The 17,735-nt window shown below is 35.4% G+C and carries 16 protein-coding genes; 3 read left to right on the top strand and 13 right to left on the bottom strand.

Going from position 1 to position 17,735, the window contains the following annotated elements:
• The first annotated feature begins 24 nt into the window (after positions 1–24).
• Positions 25–1,182, top strand: a complete 1,158-nt coding sequence (locus BUE24_RS05705) for a hypothetical protein (protein ID WP_073314842.1) — start codon at positions 25–27, stop codon at positions 1,180–1,182.
• A gap of 52 nt (positions 1,183–1,234) precedes the next feature.
• Here BUE24_RS05705 and BUE24_RS05700 read toward each other — a convergent pair whose 3' ends face one another.
• From BUE24_RS05700 to BUE24_RS05685, 4 genes are all read right to left on the bottom strand, one after another.
• Positions 1,235–2,029: an anti-sigma factor gene (locus BUE24_RS05700; RefSeq protein ID WP_073314840.1), complete on the bottom strand. Its 795-nt coding sequence runs from the start codon at positions 2,027–2,029 to the stop codon at positions 1,235–1,237.
• Between the two features lie 7 nt (positions 2,030–2,036).
• Positions 2,037–2,567, bottom strand: coding sequence for an RNA polymerase sigma factor (locus BUE24_RS05695; RefSeq protein WP_073314838.1), 531 nt, complete (start codon positions 2,565–2,567; stop codon positions 2,037–2,039).
• 88 nt (positions 2,568–2,655) lie between these two features.
• On the bottom strand, positions 2,656–3,237 hold the full coding sequence (locus BUE24_RS05690; RefSeq protein WP_073314836.1) for a superoxide dismutase family protein: 582 nt from the start codon (positions 3,235–3,237) through the stop codon (positions 2,656–2,658).
• A 111-nt stretch (positions 3,238–3,348) separates the two neighbouring features.
• Complete coding sequence (locus tag BUE24_RS05685; protein WP_073314834.1) at positions 3,349–3,831, bottom strand: YdeI/OmpD-associated family protein; 483 nt, start codon at positions 3,829–3,831, stop codon at positions 3,349–3,351.
• Between the two features lie 414 nt (positions 3,832–4,245).
• Between BUE24_RS05685 and BUE24_RS05680 the strand changes: the two genes are divergently transcribed.
• Positions 4,246–7,503, top strand: a complete 3,258-nt coding sequence (locus BUE24_RS05680; protein ID WP_073314832.1) for a M36 family metallopeptidase — start codon at positions 4,246–4,248, stop codon at positions 7,501–7,503.
• A gap of 27 nt (positions 7,504–7,530) precedes the next feature.
• On the opposite strand, the gene BUE24_RS05675 is transcribed toward BUE24_RS05680, so the two are convergent.
• Complete coding sequence (locus tag BUE24_RS05675; RefSeq protein ID WP_073314830.1) at positions 7,531–8,409, bottom strand: hypothetical protein; 879 nt, start codon at positions 8,407–8,409, stop codon at positions 7,531–7,533.
• Positions 8,410–8,928: 519 nt separating this feature from the next.
• Here BUE24_RS05675 and BUE24_RS05665 point away from each other — a divergent pair.
• Positions 8,929–11,208: a fibronectin type III domain-containing protein gene (locus BUE24_RS05665; protein ID WP_073314826.1), complete on the top strand. Its 2,280-nt coding sequence runs from the start codon at positions 8,929–8,931 to the stop codon at positions 11,206–11,208.
• Positions 11,209–11,268: 60 nt separating this feature from the next.
• Here BUE24_RS05665 and BUE24_RS05660 read toward each other — a convergent pair whose 3' ends face one another.
• The 8 genes from BUE24_RS05660 to BUE24_RS05625 all read right to left on the bottom strand — a co-directional run bounded on the left by BUE24_RS05660 (position 11,269) and on the right by BUE24_RS05625 (position 17,649).
• Positions 11,269–12,105 (bottom strand): M23 family metallopeptidase, encoded by an 837-nt coding sequence (locus BUE24_RS05660; RefSeq protein ID WP_073314825.1) that lies wholly within the window; start codon positions 12,103–12,105, stop codon positions 11,269–11,271.
• Between the two features lie 129 nt (positions 12,106–12,234).
• A complete protein-coding gene (locus BUE24_RS05655) occupies positions 12,235–12,588 on the bottom strand; it encodes a hypothetical protein (protein WP_211483309.1) in 354 nt (117 codons plus the stop codon).
• Positions 12,589–12,616: 28 nt separating this feature from the next.
• On the bottom strand, positions 12,617–13,087 hold the full coding sequence (locus BUE24_RS05650; protein ID WP_073314821.1) for a YHS domain-containing (seleno)protein: 471 nt from the start codon (positions 13,085–13,087) through the stop codon (positions 12,617–12,619).
• A gap of 36 nt (positions 13,088–13,123) precedes the next feature.
• Complete coding sequence (locus tag BUE24_RS05645; RefSeq protein WP_073314819.1) at positions 13,124–13,477, bottom strand: hypothetical protein; 354 nt, start codon at positions 13,475–13,477, stop codon at positions 13,124–13,126.
• Positions 13,478–13,552: 75 nt separating this feature from the next.
• Positions 13,553–14,611: a helix-turn-helix transcriptional regulator gene (locus BUE24_RS05640; RefSeq protein WP_073314817.1), complete on the bottom strand. Its 1,059-nt coding sequence runs from the start codon at positions 14,609–14,611 to the stop codon at positions 13,553–13,555.
• Between the two features lie 113 nt (positions 14,612–14,724).
• Entirely contained in the window at positions 14,725–15,729 is a 1,005-nt protein-coding gene (locus tag BUE24_RS05635; RefSeq protein WP_073314814.1) for an NAD-dependent epimerase/dehydratase family protein, read from the bottom strand.
• A 57-nt stretch (positions 15,730–15,786) separates the two neighbouring features.
• Complete coding sequence (locus tag BUE24_RS05630; RefSeq protein WP_073314812.1) at positions 15,787–16,356, bottom strand: Crp/Fnr family transcriptional regulator; 570 nt, start codon at positions 16,354–16,356, stop codon at positions 15,787–15,789.
• A gap of 78 nt (positions 16,357–16,434) precedes the next feature.
• Positions 16,435–17,649: a bifunctional alpha/beta hydrolase/OsmC family protein gene (locus BUE24_RS05625; RefSeq protein WP_073314811.1), complete on the bottom strand. Its 1,215-nt coding sequence runs from the start codon at positions 17,647–17,649 to the stop codon at positions 16,435–16,437.
• Positions 17,650–17,735: the final 86 nt, after the last annotated feature.

Raw genomic sequence — 17,735 nt, 5'->3', positions numbered from 1 at the left:
ATTTCAACCAAAAACCATTCTTATATGAAAACAAATTACGTATCAGTATTGAAGTATGCGTTCATTGCTTTATTTTTTGTTTACACATCTTGTAACAAGAGTGAGGAAAATGAACTAATGGAAGAACCTGCAAGTGAAGTTGCAGAACCTGACTTTGTTAAAAATGACGGGTCAGAAGGATTAACCAAAGAAGAGGGAGGACACGATGAAGAAGAAAACGCTCCTGAAGAATTTGGTGCAAAAACGTATGGTCACTACGATTATACATTATTAAAACCAACTGATTTAACTCTTGATGATGTTAAGGCAGCAGGTTGTGGAGAAACTAAAGTTATTCCACTATTAGTTGGATCACAAAAGAAAAGAGTAGGTAGAGTAGAAGTTACTAACGACGGAGAAAACTTATATTTATTCTTTAAGGCCAATAAGTCTAGATATATGAAAAAAGTATATCTGTATATTGGTGAAAAAGGACAAATTCCATTTTATTCTAATGGATTTCCTAATTTACGTAAATTTAACTATAAAGCTTTTCCTTACTACTTTGGAGGAACGAAGAAAGCAGCATACGTTATTCCATTATCATCTATTAACTTAGATTGTTTTGAGATTGTAGCGTATTCTAAAATTTACGATGCAGACAGCAAGTGTTTCTATTCTGCGTTTGCATACAACAAAAACTTAACTCAGGAGTATGGATATTCTTACTACTCTGGATGTTACTACTATAGAGAGTGGGTACGTTCTTTTGAGTACTGTGTTAAAAGTTGTGCACCAGAATGTGTAAAAGCATATGGATTCCACGAAGAGTGTGGATTCTGCGAGAATGACGTATTCAACACGTTCTTAGCATATGTGTTTATCGATAGTAGAGGAGATGCTGGATTTAATATTGAATTGATCACGAATCCAAATGGATGTGATATCAGCACTAGTACCGAAGTTGGACACATCAACGTGTCTTCTGTAAGCGATACGCGATTAAAAATTGAATATTCTGTAAATGCAGGATACGAAATGTGCGAGATCAACTTCAACTACGGAACAGGAAGATTTAATACACCAAACAACTTCTCAGAGCAATTTGATACACCAACAACATCATTCAGTTTTGAGATCGACAAGCTTTCTGGAGCCAACATCTTTATGAATAGCGACGCTATGATTACAGAGACGAACTAAGAAAAGTTTGTAAAAATAATAAAGGGGTTAGGATGTTGTCTTAACCCTTTTTTTATGATTCTACCGCACCAAGCGTATATAACATTTCTAATGTAGGAGATTCGCTTCCACCTTCTGGTTCTAGGGTGATTCCAAAGGCTTCGGAATTATTAGGGTTGGATAAGGAGAAGATCTTATTTTTATTATCGGTAAAAGCGTCTAACGTTCCCATACTTGTCGGGGTCAAGGGATTCAAGCCTAATGACCAAACCTGATAAACTTTTCCGGGAGGAGGAGTGGGTAACCCCGCTACATCAATATAGGCCTTTTGATTTTCTTTGTCCCAATATACTGTAGCATAAGCATTAGGGTCCACTTGTTGAGCAGCTAATGGTACCTGGATAAACTCTTTATTACGTAAAACGCTTAGTAAGTTTTTGGTTTGAGATAAATCTTCTTCTGCTACTTGAATTTTGCCTTCAAGCAATTGTTTTTCTATTTGGTTTTCTACCAGTTGTTGCCTTAGCTCCTTATTTTTATTCAATTGTACAAATAAACCAGCTAATAAGGCGACTGAAGCTGCCCAACCAATATACATCGGTAAATTGCTTCGTTTTCTGGTAATAGGAATTACAGAGTTATCTTCAGGATCTATACGATTTTCAATTTTTGAGTATATGGAAGTATCCAAATCCGGTGCTACAGCAGCAGATAGTTCCTTCAAAGAGTTTTCGATTCGCTCAACCTCCGCCAGAGCTTCTGGATGTTCTTGCAAAATAGCATACACCTCGGTATTCTCTTTTTCAGAAAGAGAACCATAAACATAAAGTTCTAAAATCCCGGATGCTATGTATTCTTTAATATCCATGTATTTGTTATACTTCTAAGACTTGTTTTAGTTTATCGATACAAATCCTATTTCTGGTCTTTACTGTTCCCAAAGGAATATCCAGAGTTTCTGCTGTTTCTTTTTGGGTAAACCCTTTGAAAAACAGCAAATCAATTATTTTTTTACAAAGAGGCTCTAGAGCACTGATGTATTTTTTTATTCCTATACTATCTACTTTACTTAAAAAATTATTGTTGTCCTCTAATATATCTACGAAATTTTCGGCTTCAAGGTTTTGATAGGAATTCTTAAAACTTTTTGATCTGGTTTTATCAATTGCCGCATTACGAGCAATATTGAGTATCCAGGTAAAGAACCTACCTTTTTTTTCTGAATAGGAAGGTGCATTATTCCAGATTTTAATAAAAACGTCTTGTAAAACCTCTTCGGATAATTCTTTATCTCTTAATATATTATAAATAATCCCATAGACATTAGTAGCATACATGTCATAAATGCTTTGTAAAGCAGATTGCTCTTTGTTTTGTAATGCTATTATAAGTGCTGTGGGTTGCATTAAAGAGTGTGAGGGTAAACTATTAAATAATGATTTAGTGTGTTAAAAGAAAAAGAGCTCGTTTAACCATTTCTTTTTTTAGTATATGTTATTGTATGATTCCACCGCAACTTACTCGGCTACCTGCGGCTCCAGATGGTTGAGAAGTAAAATCATCGATTCCTTGGTGTACAATTACTGCTTTGCCCAAAATATTTTTCTTGTCATCATCACATCCAATACACCATTCAGTAGTTGCAAAATTAATCACTCCATGGCCTTCAGCATCCGCTTTTAGATTCCCAATATCTCCCTTGTGATAACCTTCTTTTGCTCCCCATTTTCCATGAGGTTCCATGGTAGGATTCCAATGTCCTCCCGTAGATTTTCCGTCAGGAGATGAACAATCTGCTTTTTCGTGAATATGGATAGCATGTTCTCCTTCATTTAGTCCGTTGAGTTCTGCTGTCATATTAACAATACCTTCAGTTTCGATAAAAGTAACTTTACCCGAAACTTTGCTATCACTCTTAGGGTCTAGTGTAATAGTAATCGTTTTAACTTCGCCTTCCTTTTTTTTGTATAATTTTTCAACTGTAGTAGTCGGATCTATTTCCTGTTTTTTTTCACCTTTACAGCCAACAATTATGATTGACAAGAAAGCAAAGACTATCAATGGTAACGCTTTCATAATTATAACTTGTCCTTTGTTTACTAGGGTAAGATAGTGTAGTTTTCGATCATTACAAAAGATTCGGGAATGAAATCATTCTGTAAGAAGTAATGGTCACTTAGTGTATGATTATATTTTTTTTATCAATTCTTGAGCATTTCTGATTCCTCTTTTAAGATTCTCTGTGATAATCAGGGCCTTATTAATCCTATTTTGCGAGTTTTTGATTTTTAGTATAAAATAAATAAGGCTTCTTTTTTTACCATCAGTCAAAGATTCAAAAATCTCAAAGGCTTCTGGATCACTTTGTAGAACGGCATCGAACTCTTCGGGCATTTCTACGCCATACTTAGAGGTGTCTTCTGTTAACTCTACCGTAAAATAATCCGAAGGAAATATCTTCATCTTTTTTTGATTGGCTTTATTAAAAGTAATGTGATATTGATTGTTAAACTTTTGAATAGCAGCGTGAAAGGAAGTTGATCTGTCATCAAACAGAATAGTAACGATTACTCTTTTATAACCTTGGTCAAGAAAATTATGGGCAATTTTATCAGGAAGAATAAAGGTATGTCCAGAATGTAAATGTGTTTCAAAAGCTAAAGTGCTCATTTGCTGTTTTTTGTAAAGATAAGACTTAGATGTATTTTCTTAGGACTTAGAATATCTTGTTTAGTGTTTGTTGAAATTTGTTAATCAAATCTATCATTTTACTATGTAAAACATTCAGTTTTTTAGAAAAAACACCATCAAATTTTTACACTTTTCCCGTAATCGAATAAAGGTTGTTTTATTATTTGTTTATCAAATAGTTAGGTTTTGGTTTGACCTGGTTTTTTGCGACTAATAGTGTTTATAAGAGTTTCAGAATAGTGAATGGATAAAAAAGATTGTTTTAACAAATGTGTTGAATAAAAAATAATTTATAAGTTAATTTATGATAATTTAGTATGTCTTTTGCAATCATTATCGTAAATCCTTCATTTTTCTTTAATTTTGCTATACACAAACTCAAAACTTATTTTTATGAAAAAAGTCTACTCGTTTGTCATTTTATGCTTTGTAATTTGTCAAACAACTTTTGCACAGGACATAAGTAGTATTGTCCAAAATCATTTTCAAGACGCAATTTCACACACTTCAAAATCTCAGGCTACTCTTAATGACTATAACTACGTTATTACAGATGAGGTGCCTTCGTTGAAAGTAGGTATTCTCCACGTATATCTGAGACAGATGTATAACAACATTCCGATCATGAATGGTAGTTATAAATTAACTGTCCAGAATAATAAGGTTACCTATGAGATTAATCAGTTTGTAGATGCTGTGAATAGTAAAATCAATTCAGTAAGCCCTGGAATTACTCCAGAGCAAGCGATTAATGCGGTAATCGGAAAACACAAACTCATCCAAGCCAAAAGTTTATCTCGTACCTCCAAGAAGTCTAAGCTAGGAGATGTATTAGTGTATAAAAATTCTGGTGTATCAATGGCAGATTATCCTATCGAAGCCAAAAAGGTATATAGATTGGTTAAAGATCAATTAGTACTATGTTGGAATGTAAGTATTTATCAAAAGAACGGGCAACACTGGTGGGTAGCTGATGTAGATGCTAATACGGGAAGTGTAGTTTATGAAGAAGATTGGGTAGTAGCCTGTAGCTTTGATGAGCCAGGTCATGCAAACCACAATCATAGTCATAACCATGGAGAATCTTTATTGATTGATGATCATATGGTAGGTCCGATGACAAAAGCAGAATCTTTAGCATTTGCTCCGGATTCTTATAACGTATACCCAATGCCAATAGAAAGTCCAATTCATGGAGGGCGTTCTATTGTAACGAATCCAGCTGAGGCTACAGCATCACCTTTTGGTTGGCACGATACCAATGGTAGTGCTGGTGCAGAGTTCACAACTACTAGAGGTAATAACGTTAGAGCTCAAGATGACAGCAATGGAAATAATGGTACTGGTTTTTCTCCTGATGGAGGATCAGGCCTCGATTTTGATTTCCCTGTAAATCTAAACCAAGCACCAAGTAATTATCTAAGCGCATCGATTACTAACTTATTCTATTGGAATAATATCATTCACGATGTATTCTATCAATATGGTTTTGATGAAGCTAGTGGAAACTTCCAGGAAAATAATTATGGAAGAGGAGGGGCAGGAGGCGACTCTGTAAATGCAGATGCTCAGGATGGAAGCGGAACCAATAATGCTAATTTTGCAACACCAGGAGATGGAGGCAACCCTAGAATGCAGATGTTCTTGTGGAACAGAACCAACCCTGGAAGAGATGGATCTTTTGATAATGTAATTATTGTTCATGAGTATGGTCATGGAATCTCTACTCGTTTGGTTGGTGGACCATCTTCAAATGTGCTTGGAGGATCTGAGCAAATGGGTGAAGGATGGTCTGACTATTTTGGTCTAATGCTTACAATGAGAGCAGGAGATCAAGGTACAGATGCTAGAGGTGTAGGAGCTTATGTGCTTGGACAAGCAACAGATGGGGCAGGTATTCGACCAACTCGTTATTCTACCAATCGATCTATAAATGATACTGACTATGCAGATATAGGGGGATTGGCAAGACCACACGGTGTAGGATATGCTTTTGCAACAATTCTGTGGGATATGACTTGGTTACTTATCGATCAAGAAGGATTTGATGCAGATTTTTATAATGGAACAGGTGGGAATAATATTGCTATGGCTTTAGTAGTAGAAGGACTTAAAAACACTGCGAATAATCCAGGATTTGTCTCGGGACGTGACGGAATCCTTCAAGCTGATCAAGATCTTTATGGAGGTCAATACAGATGTTTAATCTGGAAAGCATTTGCTGAAAGAGGAGTAGGTGAAGGAGCTAATGAAAATAATAACGGAGGTTCTAACGGACAAACAGACCAAACAGTTTCATTCACTAACCCTTGTGATGGTGGTGGACCTGGTCCAGGAACTGGAGATTGTTCTGGAGATGTAACATCTTACCCATTCAGTGAAAGTTTCGAAACGAATTTAGGACAGTGGGCACAAGCAACTACTGGTGATGACCTAGACTGGACTAGAGATGCAAACGGTACTCCTTCTAACGGAACTGGACCATCAAGTGCAGCAGATGGTAGTTTCTACCTTTATGTTGAAGCTTCAGGAAATGGAACAGGATATCCTAATAAGAGAGCAATCTTGAATTCTCCATGTTTGAATTTCAGTAGCTTATCAACTCCAACACTTACTTTCCAGTACCATATGTTAGGAAGTGCTATCAACAGTTTAGATGTTGAAGCAAGAACTAATAACGATGGAGCTTGGACAAGTGTGTTTAGTAGAAATGGAGCTCAAGGTAGTAACTGGAATGCTGCAGATGTTGATCTTTCTGCTTATGCAGGTCAAGCTAGCGTGCAACTTCGATTTAATGTAGTAACCGGTAGTGGTAATCAAGGATGGCAGAGTGATATTGCTATCGATGACGTAAGTATCCAGGAAGGATCTGGTAACCCTGATCCAACGTGTGACGCACTTAATTTCAACAACTTTACTATTAATTCGTTCTCTAATCAGGATTCAGCGGGTAATTTCTCTATCGGAAGTGGAGGAGCCTCATTATCACTTACTAATAACACCTGGAAGTTTATTCCTTTAAATTATACAGTAACTGCTAACACTGTAATCGAGTTTGATTTTAGCAGTACTAGTCAAGGAGAAATCCATGCGGTAGGTTTCGAAGATGATAATGGCTTAACATCTGCTAGATATTTCAAAGTTCACGGTACTCAAAACTACGGGATAACCAATTTTGATAATTACTCAAGCGGAACAACAACATATACAATACCAGTGGGTAACTTCTATACAGGTAGTATGGATAGACTTGTATTCATTAATGATAATGATACAGGTTCAGGTAACACTTCTACATTCTCTAATGTAAAAATCTTCGAAGGTTCTTGTGGATCATCATTTGCACCAGTAGATTTTGGACCGGTTACGGCACAAATAGGAACAGAAGACGAAGGTCTGTTATCTTCGATCAGAATAGCACCAAACCCTTTACAAAAAGGAAACGCATTACAGGTATTTATGCCTAATAATCAGTTGTCTAAATCTACAGACACTTCTTACTCAATTATTAACCTAATGGGACAAGAAGTAGGAAAAGGACAACTTAACAGTAATGGTTGGATTAATGTGGATTATCTTGGAGCAGGAATGTACATGCTACAAATTCAAAATTCACAAATGAAGACTGTTGAACGTTTTATAATTAACTAATTTGATTTGTTGAGAAAGGAAAGGCCGTTATACAACGGCCTTTTTTCTTTTATAACTTATGGTAAGTTTGCTTTGATGCTGTGTTAAGTATAATACTGCTAAAGGAATTAAACCATGTGGCAATCTATATACTACTTGATACAAATTTTGGTGCAAAGATTCTAGAGGAAAATCGATATAAAAGTTAGCTGCTATTCTTGCAAACGCTGTAAGTAATCCCCAAACTACTGCATACCAAAGTACATACTTCATTACTTTGGGTACAAAAATCAGGGCGGCAACGATAAAGTCAAGAATTCCTGCGATATACAAAAAAGTCAACGCGCTAGATTCAGAACATCCAAAAATTTGAATCACCATATCTACAAATTTCCCCGGAACAGGATAAAAACCAAAGGCGTATAATCCATGAGAAAAAAAGGTAAGGGCAATCAAAATCTTAAGGGTAAGAATAATACGTTCTTTGCTAATGGTGTCCTTGGCAAATAGAATAAACACAAATGGAGTACTAAATTGTATACTGTGCTCAAAAAACTGACCCAAGTGATAGAACTTTTCTTTAGCCATTAATACGGACAATAAGATTAAACTAATTCCTCCTGCATAAATTGGAATTTTTTGCCACATTTTTGGAACGGTATTCACAGTTAGCGAAACTATAGCAGCAATCAAGTATAACACTCCATTTACTCGAATACTATTTTGTATAAAATCATCTGTAGTACTACTGGTTACATATTCTTTCCAGGGGATGTCAAATATAGATTCTACAATAGGTTTCAACAGGGCTTCATCCCAAAAAAAAGAACGAAAAGGAGCATCCCAAAATAAGTGCTGCCAGGCTCGTCCTATAAAAATCAGAAATACAGAGCCTTTAATAATCCATAAAGTAGTTGAGTTTTTCATGCCACAAAATAAATCATATTGATGTTAACATTAGTTGAAGATATAGTTATGTTTTGTAAAAAGGAGTGTTATCATATTTAATTCTGAATTAAGTTTGGAATAGGTTTTAAAATTCTGTTTTTCAATATTTTAAATTTGTTTTTCTAACCTAACATCTTAAAACCATGAATAAAATATGTCTACTTTTTGTGATCCTTTTTACATGGAAAGCCAATGCTTCCAGCAACAAATATAGATTAACTTTACGTGATAATCCAGCAATCACAATAGGGATAGGATGGAATCAAATTTCAAGAACAAATTCTCAAAAGATAAAGACGGTTTATACAACAAAGAGAGAGGTTGATTTTTCCTCTCTCTTTTTCATTTATATGGGTTTTATTAACCAATTTTAAACTGTATATTAACCTTTTTAAAACCTTATGTTACCAATATTAACTCTAAGTTACTATTAGATTACAATGTATTTCTTAAAACGTCATACATTAATTTTAACCAACCTAAACAAACACACAAATCATGAAAAGAACATACTTTCTCATCTTTATTTTTATTGGTTTTCAGTTATTTGCTTCAAATGATAAGTACAGACTTACCTTAAGAGGCAATCCAGCGACTTCGATAGTTATTGGGTGGAACCAAATTTCAGGCAGTAATCCTACCGTATATTTCGGAACAACAGATTTTGGAACGAATTATAACAATTATCCCAATTCTAAATCTCCCGATAGAATTGTATCGTACAAAGGAATGAATAATCACTTTGCACGATTAACTGGTTTACAACCTAATACAGCCTACTATTTTGTGATAAGAGATAGTCAGGGTACTAGTGAGCGGTTTTGGTTCAAAACAGCACCTTCAGATAATAGTAGGTTGTCATTTATTGCGGGAGGAGACTCTAGAAATAATAGAACTCCAAGACGAAATGCAAATAGTTTAGTGGCAAAGCTAAAACCACATGCTGTCTTATTTGGAGGAGATATGACCAATCGAGATACTAATTCTGAATGGAGAGAATGGTTTGACGATTGGCAATTGACTATCGCCAGCGACAATCGAATGTTTCCAATTGTAGCTACCAGAGGTAATCATGAAGATAGTAACAATAGTGTATATCATTTATTCGATGTGCCTTCTACCAGTGTTTATTATGCGATTACTTTTGGTAATAATCTGGTAAGAACATATACCCTTAATACAGAAATTTCGATTTCTGGAAATCAAACCAACTGGTTACGAAATGATTTGAACGCAAATACCAATGTTATTTGGAAAATGGCGCAATATCATAAACCAATGCGCCCTCATGTATCTTCAAAATCTGAAGGAAATAATCAATACAACAATTGGGCACAATTATTTTATGAAAAAGGAGTGAAGTTGGTGGTAGAGTGCGATGCACATACCGTAAAAACAACCTGGCCAGTGCGTCCTTCAACAGGATCAGGAAGTGATGAAGGTTTTGTCAGAGATAATCAAAATGGAACCGTCTATGTTGGAGAAGGATGTTGGGGGGCTCCATTGCGATCTAATAATGATAACAAAAACTGGACGAGAAACTCGGCTCGTTTCAATCAGTTTAAATGGATTTTTGTAGATGAAAACAAGATTGAAACCAGAACCATACAAGTAGATAATGCTTCTCAAGTTGGATCTGTTTCTAATAATAATGTATTTGCCATACCAAGTAATTTGGATATCTGGAACCCATCAAATGGGAGTGTGGTGACTATAAATAAAGGAACAGTGGTAGATCCAGATCCGGATAATGGTACTGTAGATGTGGCAATTTCTTCGGGGAATGATGATGTAGAAGAACGTGAAAATGGAGATTTATATACGAACAGTAGTGATCTTGAGCTAGTGTATGATAGTTATAGTAATACTGGTTATCAAATAATTGGTTTGCGTTTTAGAGGAGTAGGAGTGCCTAAAAATGCAACGATTACTAATGCATATTTACAGTTCACAGCAGATGAGAGTAATAGTGCAGATGCAGAATTAGAAATAGCCTTACACAATAGCAGTAATTCTCCTGCCTTTTCAAACTCAAACAAAGTATCAAACCGAACCACTTTTTCTAGTAAGGTAACGTGGACACCACAATCATGGTCTAGTAATCAAAATGGTAGTGCTCAACGATCTCCAGATTTAAAGAATATGGTACAAAGCTTGGTCAATAAAAGCGATTGGTCGTCTGGTAATAATTTGAGTATGATCATTAGAGGAAAAGGAAGAAGTTTAACAAGTACTTCGGCAAAACGAGTGGCTGATTCTTACGAAGGAGGAGCCGACAAAGCCCCTCGATTAATTATAAGTTATACTACAGAAAGTAACCCTCCACCACCAAATCCATGTGCTGGAGTTTCCGAATGGCAAAGTGGTGTAAGTTATTCTGCCGGAGATAGAGTAGTCTATCAAGGAAATCTTTTTGAAAGAACTTCCAGCGGCTGGCAATTTATCGAAGCTTGTACGGCGTCAAGAACCAATACTACTTTTGTTCAAAGAGTTACCCCTCCTTTGTTTAATGATTTGGTGGAGCAAACTATTATTCATCCCAATCCATTTACTACCTCCATTCATATATCAAGTTCATCATTGATCTTGAACAAAGCGAATGAAATAGTTATTTATAATATTGCAGGTGCTGAAGTCTACAAAGCTAACATCACTGCAACTATGAAAAAGGAAGGATTAGTATTTAATCCAGAAATTAAAGAATCAGGGATTTACCTACTTTCAATATTTGATAAGAACGATCAAATTATTGAAAATCATAGATTGATCAAGAAATAACAGCATATAAACTTCTTTACAGGAACCGTCGGTCTTTACCCAGATTGACGGTTCTTATTTTTAAAACTTTTTAACATTATATTTTCTACCTTGTTTTAATTCTTTACCAGCGTATCCTTCAAAGAAAATCGGGATCGCAATATCTCTTTCTTTTCTTACTACAAAATGAAGATGAGGTCCTCTGGTATATCCTGTAAGACCAGAAAAACCAATATGCTGCCCTTTAGTAACCCGATCTCCTTCCTTTACAAGGACACCATCATAATCCAAATGTACGTAAGAGGCAGTGGTTCCATCATCATGTAGGATGATAATTCTATTGGCTTTGTATAAAAACTCTTTGCCTCCGGATTCTTTGAACTTACTTTGCACTTTTACTACTAATCCTTCTCTGGCTGCATAAACGGGTTCTCCGATTTCTAGCTGAAAATCTATCGCATATTTTGATGCGGTTTTGGTATGCGAAAACTTACCATTAAAACCCTGTGATACCCGATATTTTTTATTTTTCTTAAAAGGCAATCGGTATAAATAATTGGTATTAGGTTTTGTATTTGTAGGATCACCAATGTAATACCCTGCTCTATACGTTGTATTAAATTTTTGCGTTGCGATTGTTCGATCTTTTTCTTCCCATTGTATGACCACTAAACTGTCTTTGGGTGGAAGCACCATTTCTTTCACTATGCTATCTGTTGCTCTCAGTTTGATATAAAATAGAAGAGGAGCATAGGTGTGATTAAAAGCTCTGACTGCAGTACCTTTTTCAAATTTGATCGTTTTTAAGCTAATGTCTTTTTTTACCGAATCTTTTGAGACACTATAGAACACATTTTCGGAATTGAAACCAAATACAAATTGTATGGGGATAAAAAATAAAAGTATAATTCTGTACATACTATAAAGATCAGAAAAATTTGATTTTGTTACAATGCCCTCGTTCTATTGAAGTAGATACATAAAAAAAGCGATTTGAAAGTAAGTTCAAATCGCTTTTGTATATAAGTAAAATAACATCAGTATATATTACACGGCTACTTCGGGTTTATGAAGACTTACTACGGTCAGTACTGCTATACCATTCACCCAATAGTAGTAGGAATCAATTCCTTTGAATCCGAAAATAGTAGGTGCCAGAATGAACAATACAGCAACTGCAAAATCCACAATAAGGTGAAAACGATACGATAATACTCTAAACACTCCTAAGTGATGATCTGTTAATAGCGTCAATACAAAGGCTGCAATTCCTATAGCTACCGATAGTTGCAATGCTATCGGGTTAGAGCTTCCTAATCCCAATATGAAGGGTAATACAATCAATGCTACAGCTACTGGGTAGTCTAAAAACGCATGTATTCTTTTGGTTACAAATTTCATAATTATTGTTTTTATATGGGGGTTAATACTAGTTGTGGGTTTTGCTCAGCTTATTCCAATTCTTATCAGCAACACCTTTTAATTTTCCATGATTATTCTCTGCCAACCACAGTTGTTTCGCATCCAATTCTACATTGTTTAGGTATAAGTAGTATTTACCATCTTTCACGATAAACTTATTAGGATCTACTCTAAACTTTGCTCCGGCATACACTCCAAAAGCACAGTATCCACCATATTGAGGAACATATTTTGCAGGATTTTTGTCGAAAGTTGCTTTTTGCTCTGCAGAGGTGAAGTAGTATGCTATTTTGTTGTACTCTGATTTGTAATTTTTATTCCCTCTTTGTGCGAGTCCAAGATCTAAATACGATACTGCACTATATCCTTGAAGTGCGATATTACTATTGTCAATATTATTGGCCATTTTATCTTGAGCCGAAATTGTTGTGGTCAACGAAAATGCTGCGATTACTAATACTAATTTTAAAGTTTTCATTTTTTTATTTTTTTAATGTTTGTGATTTTTTGTTTGTTATTCTGCGTTGAAGTATTCTTCCTGGATTACTTGTCCTTCATTATTCCATATTCTACGGATGATTTCATGCCAGTAGATCTTGCTTCCGTCTTTCATATCAAAATCGAAAGTAAATTCTGAAGCGGATACGTTTCCGTCTACTATAGAATGATGATGTTGAATGCCATTTACATTGGCGATAGATCCTGCAAAACCTTCCATTTTGGCAACCATTTCTGCCTTGTTGCTGGTTTTACCATCACCATAGTCCGAGGTAATAGCATTGTCTGCGAAGAATTCTTTTACTGCGTCTACAATAGCTCCTTGACTTACTATTGCATCCATTTTTGTTACTTGTTCTTTAATATTCATCTTTTTATTTTTTTAGTGAATTAATACACTGCAAAGATGAATCAGAATCAAGGGTTTGTTGCTACAAAAAAAGGACTAAGAATTGTACTTTTTTAATTTGAAATCTGTGGGTGTAGTACCCGAATAATGTTTAAAAAACCTGGAAAAGTGATTGGGCTCTTCAAACCCTAATTGCGTTGCTATGGCTGATATAGGTTGATCTTCGATTAGCATGAGCTTGGCGGTATTGATCAATTCTAATCGAATCAACTGTCCAAAAGAAGTGTTCATTTTGGATTGTACTTTTTTGGATAAGGATTTTATGGAAAGGTTCATTTTGTCTGCATAGAACCCTAAAGATCTCTCATGTGTATGATACTTTTTTAGAAGCTCGATAATATCCTGTGTGAACAGATCTCTGTTTTTGAAATCAAAGTTTTCTCTAAATTGTTTGGGAGTTTGCCCTGTAGAGTTCTTAAATACACGATTAAAATATGCATCATCTTTAAATCCTAATTCGTAAGAAATCTCTTGAATGTTTTTATCCGTAAAAGCCACTTCTTTGAGACTTTCTTGCAATCTCTTGGCGCTCATTAAGTTTTTGATGGATAAACCGATTTTGTTTTTAACCAGAGACTGCGCATTATAACCGCGATCATTAATTAGGTCTACCAAATCGGTACTTGTTAAGTTATTAGAATATTCATCATCGATGACTTCTTTTACATCAAAAATGACATGATATTCTTCCTTATTGGCTTTAAAAGGATTTTGCCAATACCATTGTTTGGAGGAAATGTCAATGATATCCGCAGAATTATCGGTTAATACAGATTTGGATAAAAAAGTATTGCACTCCTCACATTCTAATAAATCGATATACCCTAAAGAGATGAGGTGTTTAAACAAAACGCGAACGTCGTTATTATAAAACTTATCTTCATTCCCAAATTCAATTCTTCTTACCAGGAAATCATCAGATAAGAATTTAATGTATTGTCCTTTTTCCAGGAAAATAGCTTTCTCTTTCCAATCAAAATAATTTTTGAAATCAACTTGAATGCTCCCTTCTCCAGATAAAATATGAATAAGAGTATGCCTTTCTATAAAGTATACCTTATTAATTTCGGGAGTAAATTTTTCTACCTTTTGCATTCAGTTGCTTTATCTAATTGTAGAGATCTTTCAAAGATAAATATTTTGTAAAAATTGATATCGTTGTTCAAATCTTATTTGGGTATAGGATTGGATCTTCTTCTGAATCTTGATCACTGTTGTTTCCAGTTGTTTTGTAAATATGCCAAAGCTTCTATCAATGCTTGCTCTGATGATTTAGGAGAAAACCCCAATTCGACCCTTGACTTTTGGATGTTGTAGTCTTGTTTCAAACCATAAAACATATCCAAATAATGACGTTGTAATAAAGGCTCACTTCCAGATAGATATGACCATAACTCCATAATAGTTGCTATTATATAAAGTAAAAATCTAGGGGCTTTTATCGGGGTTTTAATTTTTAGATCAGGATATTGTCTGGAGGCTATGGCAACACTTTCATATAAACTAGTGTGTTTTTCATTGGCTAAGATATATCGTTCCCTATCCTTACCTTTTTGCATCGCTTGGTATGCGCCAAGAGCTACATCTTTAACGTCTATCCAATTAAGCGTGATATTGGTATCAATGGGAATCTCTTTGTTTAAGATCTGAAAGACCAGAAGATTAGAATAACTTAATTTATGAGCAATACTTCCGATCATCGCTGAAGGTAAAATAAGGACCGTTCGGATTCCATATTTCTTGCCTAACGAAAGCGCAAGTTGATCCGAGTCGTTTTTTGAATTGTAATACCAATTTCTACGATCTTTGTTATATCCATTTTCAGGGCTTGCTGGGAGTTTTGTAAAATCCAATGCAGCTACAGAACTGACATAAATAATATTTTGAACACCGCATTCTTTGGCAATGTCAAATACATTTTGTGTACTTTGGATATTGGAGTCATAAATTTCTTTTTTGGGGTGCTTGGCCCACATATTAAAATTAGCTGCTACAGCATAAACGTTTGTAACATCGGTAAAAGCTGCTCTCAAAGAGTTTTTGTCTGTAATATCGGCATGTACAACTTCGCAATCAAGTCCTTCAAAGGGAGTAAGGTTGTTGATGTTTCTTACTGTAGCGCGGACCTTGTGATTTTTTGATAGTAGTAATCTAACCAAATTGTTACCAAGGTGCCCATTTGCTCCAGTAACCAATGAAATTTCTTTGCTCATACATTTTGGTGTTTGAGCAAATCTCGAAACTTAAGAAGGAATCAAAAATAACATTTGTTAGAAAGTGATTTGCTTTCGGATCCTACTCAGGGACTGAGGTTCTATGCCGAGGAAAGAGGCAATGTTTTCTACAGATACCTGTAAAGCCAGTTCGGGTGTTTGTTTGATAAACTTAAGATAACGCTCTTTGGCCGTTAATGTTTGAAAATCGTGCACACGCTCCATTTTACAGCGAAGACTCTCGTTGATAATTGCTTCAGCCAATTGATTCCATTTGGTATCGGATTGTTTCAAAAGATTAAAGTTGGTCTTAGAAATTCGGTATAATTTGCAATCTGTAATGCTCTCAAAACAATCTTCAGATGGAGTGCCATTCATAAAACTGTCTAATGCCGTAAAAAGAGTAGTATTTCCTACGAGATGCTCTACAATTATTTTTCCGTTTTTGTTTTTATATCCTTTTAGAATTCCTTCTACCACGAAGTACAAATAGGATTCGGTTTTTCCCTCTTGGATGATGATAGATTTTTTTGGGAGTTCTACATAGGTAAACATTCGTTCGAGTAGAGCAATCTCTTTCTCTGATAATTGGATTTTTTGCTCAAAAAAAGAGATTAGTTGATCCATATGTGCTGTTGTGCAAACATTTTATATTAGTTAGATTTTAGTATCGATCTTAAATAAAAAGAACGACTTGAGTCCTAACTATGATATTAACTTGGTGATGACCTGAGTCTCGCTATGTAACGTTTTATGTACGGGACACTTGTCTGCGATTTGCAGAATACGTTTAATTTGTTTTTCGTCGAGTTCTCCTTCTAATTTGATTTCTCTTTCGAAAGTATCTATTATAGCATTTGGATCTTCGCAATTTTCGCAATCAATAGCATGAGTTTTACCATAGCTAGTATGTACTTCTACATTCTCTAGCTTCCAACCTTTTCTTGCAACGTACATTTTTATCGTCATTGCCGTACAAGCCGATAGACCTGCTGAAACCAACTCATAGGGAGAAGGACCAAAATCTTTTCCACCAACACTTTCGGGCTCATCGGCAACCATGTAGTGATTTCCTACTTTCATTTTGGTGGTGTATCCTTCACTATCGTCCAAACTAGCTACGACCTGATGTTGACTATTAATTTTTGGTGTTTCAGGAATATCTACGTATCTGGAAGCCCAACCTGCAATCACCTTTCCGACATAAACCGAGTCTTCTTTTCGCATCAATAAGTGATCCGCTCCATCCAAGGATACAAAGCTCTTAGGGTGTTTTGCAGCAATATAAATTTCTTCGGCATTTTTTATTTCTACGGTGAGATCCTGAGGAGAGTGCATGACCAAGAGCGCTTTATTCAAATTTTTAGCAACTTCGGGCAGTGATTTGGTTTGCAAGTCATCTATAAACTGTTTTTTGATCGTAAAATCTCTACCGCTAAGGTTGACTACCGCCTTGCCGTTGGCTTCAATCTCTTCTAGATTGCTTTTTAGCAAATGAGTAACATGCTTAGGGTTAGAAGGAGCACCCACGGTAACTACTGCTTTGATTGAGTCTAATTCAGAAGCTGCAAATATGGCAGCAGCTCCACCCAAAGAGTGCCCAATTAAGACCGTAGGGGCTTGGTACTCTTCTTTCAAAAAATTAGCGGCAGCAACAAGGTCTTCTACGTTGCCCGAGAAATTAGTGTCTTCAAAATCACCTTCACTTTCTCCTAATCCAGTAAAATCAAAACGCAAAACTCCAAAACCTTGCGAAGTAAGTCCTCGACTAATATTTCTTACAGCACTCAGATTTTTGTTACAGGTAAAACAGTGAGCGAATAACGCAAAATTATGTGGGTGTTGATCGGCAGGTAACTCTAGTCGACCAGAAAGTTTTTGGCCTTCAGAATTGATAAAGGAAACTTTGGATAAACTCATTGGTGTTATTTTTATGGTAATGTCGAATTTTTTGGTGTAAAATAAATTTTATTGGTATTAAAAGTATGTTAAAGAAATGAGAGCTT

Source organism: Aquimarina spongiae, assembly GCF_900141785.1.
GTDB lineage: Bacteria > Bacteroidota > Bacteroidia > Flavobacteriales > Flavobacteriaceae > Aquimarina > Aquimarina spongiae.
This window is presented reverse-complemented; position numbering and strand designations above follow the sequence as displayed.

Bases quoted from the DNA above. Each gene is read 5' to 3' on its own strand.
- BUE24_RS05700 (WP_073314840.1), bottom strand. From the start codon at position 2,029: ATGGATATTAAAGAATACATAGCATCCGGGATTTTAGAACTTTATGTT.
- BUE24_RS05685 (WP_073314834.1), bottom strand. From the start codon at position 3,831: ATGAGCACTTTAGCTTTTGAAACACATTTACATTCTGGACATACCTTT.
- BUE24_RS05695 (WP_073314838.1), bottom strand. From the start codon at position 2,567: ATGCAACCCACAGCACTTATAATAGCATTACAAAACAAAGAGCAATCT.
- BUE24_RS05680 (WP_073314832.1), top strand. From the start codon at position 4,246: ATGAAAAAAGTCTACTCGTTTGTCATTTTATGCTTTGTAATTTGTCAA.
- BUE24_RS05665 (WP_073314826.1), top strand. From the start codon at position 8,929: ATGAAAAGAACATACTTTCTCATCTTTATTTTTATTGGTTTTCAGTTA.
- BUE24_RS05675 (WP_073314830.1), bottom strand. From the start codon at position 8,409: ATGAAAAACTCAACTACTTTATGGATTATTAAAGGCTCTGTATTTCTG.
- BUE24_RS05655 (WP_211483309.1), bottom strand. From the start codon at position 12,588: ATGAAATTTGTAACCAAAAGAATACATGCGTTTTTAGACTACCCAGTA.
- BUE24_RS05625 (WP_073314811.1), bottom strand. From the start codon at position 17,649: ATGAGTTTATCCAAAGTTTCCTTTATCAATTCTGAAGGCCAAAAACTT.
- BUE24_RS05645 (WP_073314819.1), bottom strand. From the start codon at position 13,477: ATGAATATTAAAGAACAAGTAACAAAAATGGATGCAATAGTAAGTCAA.
- BUE24_RS05635 (WP_073314814.1), bottom strand. From the start codon at position 15,729: ATGAGCAAAGAAATTTCATTGGTTACTGGAGCAAATGGGCACCTTGGT.
- BUE24_RS05690 (WP_073314836.1), bottom strand. From the start codon at position 3,237: ATGAAAGCGTTACCATTGATAGTCTTTGCTTTCTTGTCAATCATAATT.
- BUE24_RS05630 (WP_073314812.1), bottom strand. From the start codon at position 16,356: ATGGATCAACTAATCTCTTTTTTTGAGCAAAAAATCCAATTATCAGAG.
- BUE24_RS05705 (WP_073314842.1), top strand. From the start codon at position 25: ATGAAAACAAATTACGTATCAGTATTGAAGTATGCGTTCATTGCTTTA.
- BUE24_RS05650 (WP_073314821.1), bottom strand. From the start codon at position 13,087: ATGAAAACTTTAAAATTAGTATTAGTAATCGCAGCATTTTCGTTGACC.
- BUE24_RS05640 (WP_073314817.1), bottom strand. From the start codon at position 14,611: ATGCAAAAGGTAGAAAAATTTACTCCCGAAATTAATAAGGTATACTTT.
- BUE24_RS05660 (WP_073314825.1), bottom strand. From the start codon at position 12,105: ATGTACAGAATTATACTTTTATTTTTTATCCCCATACAATTTGTATTT.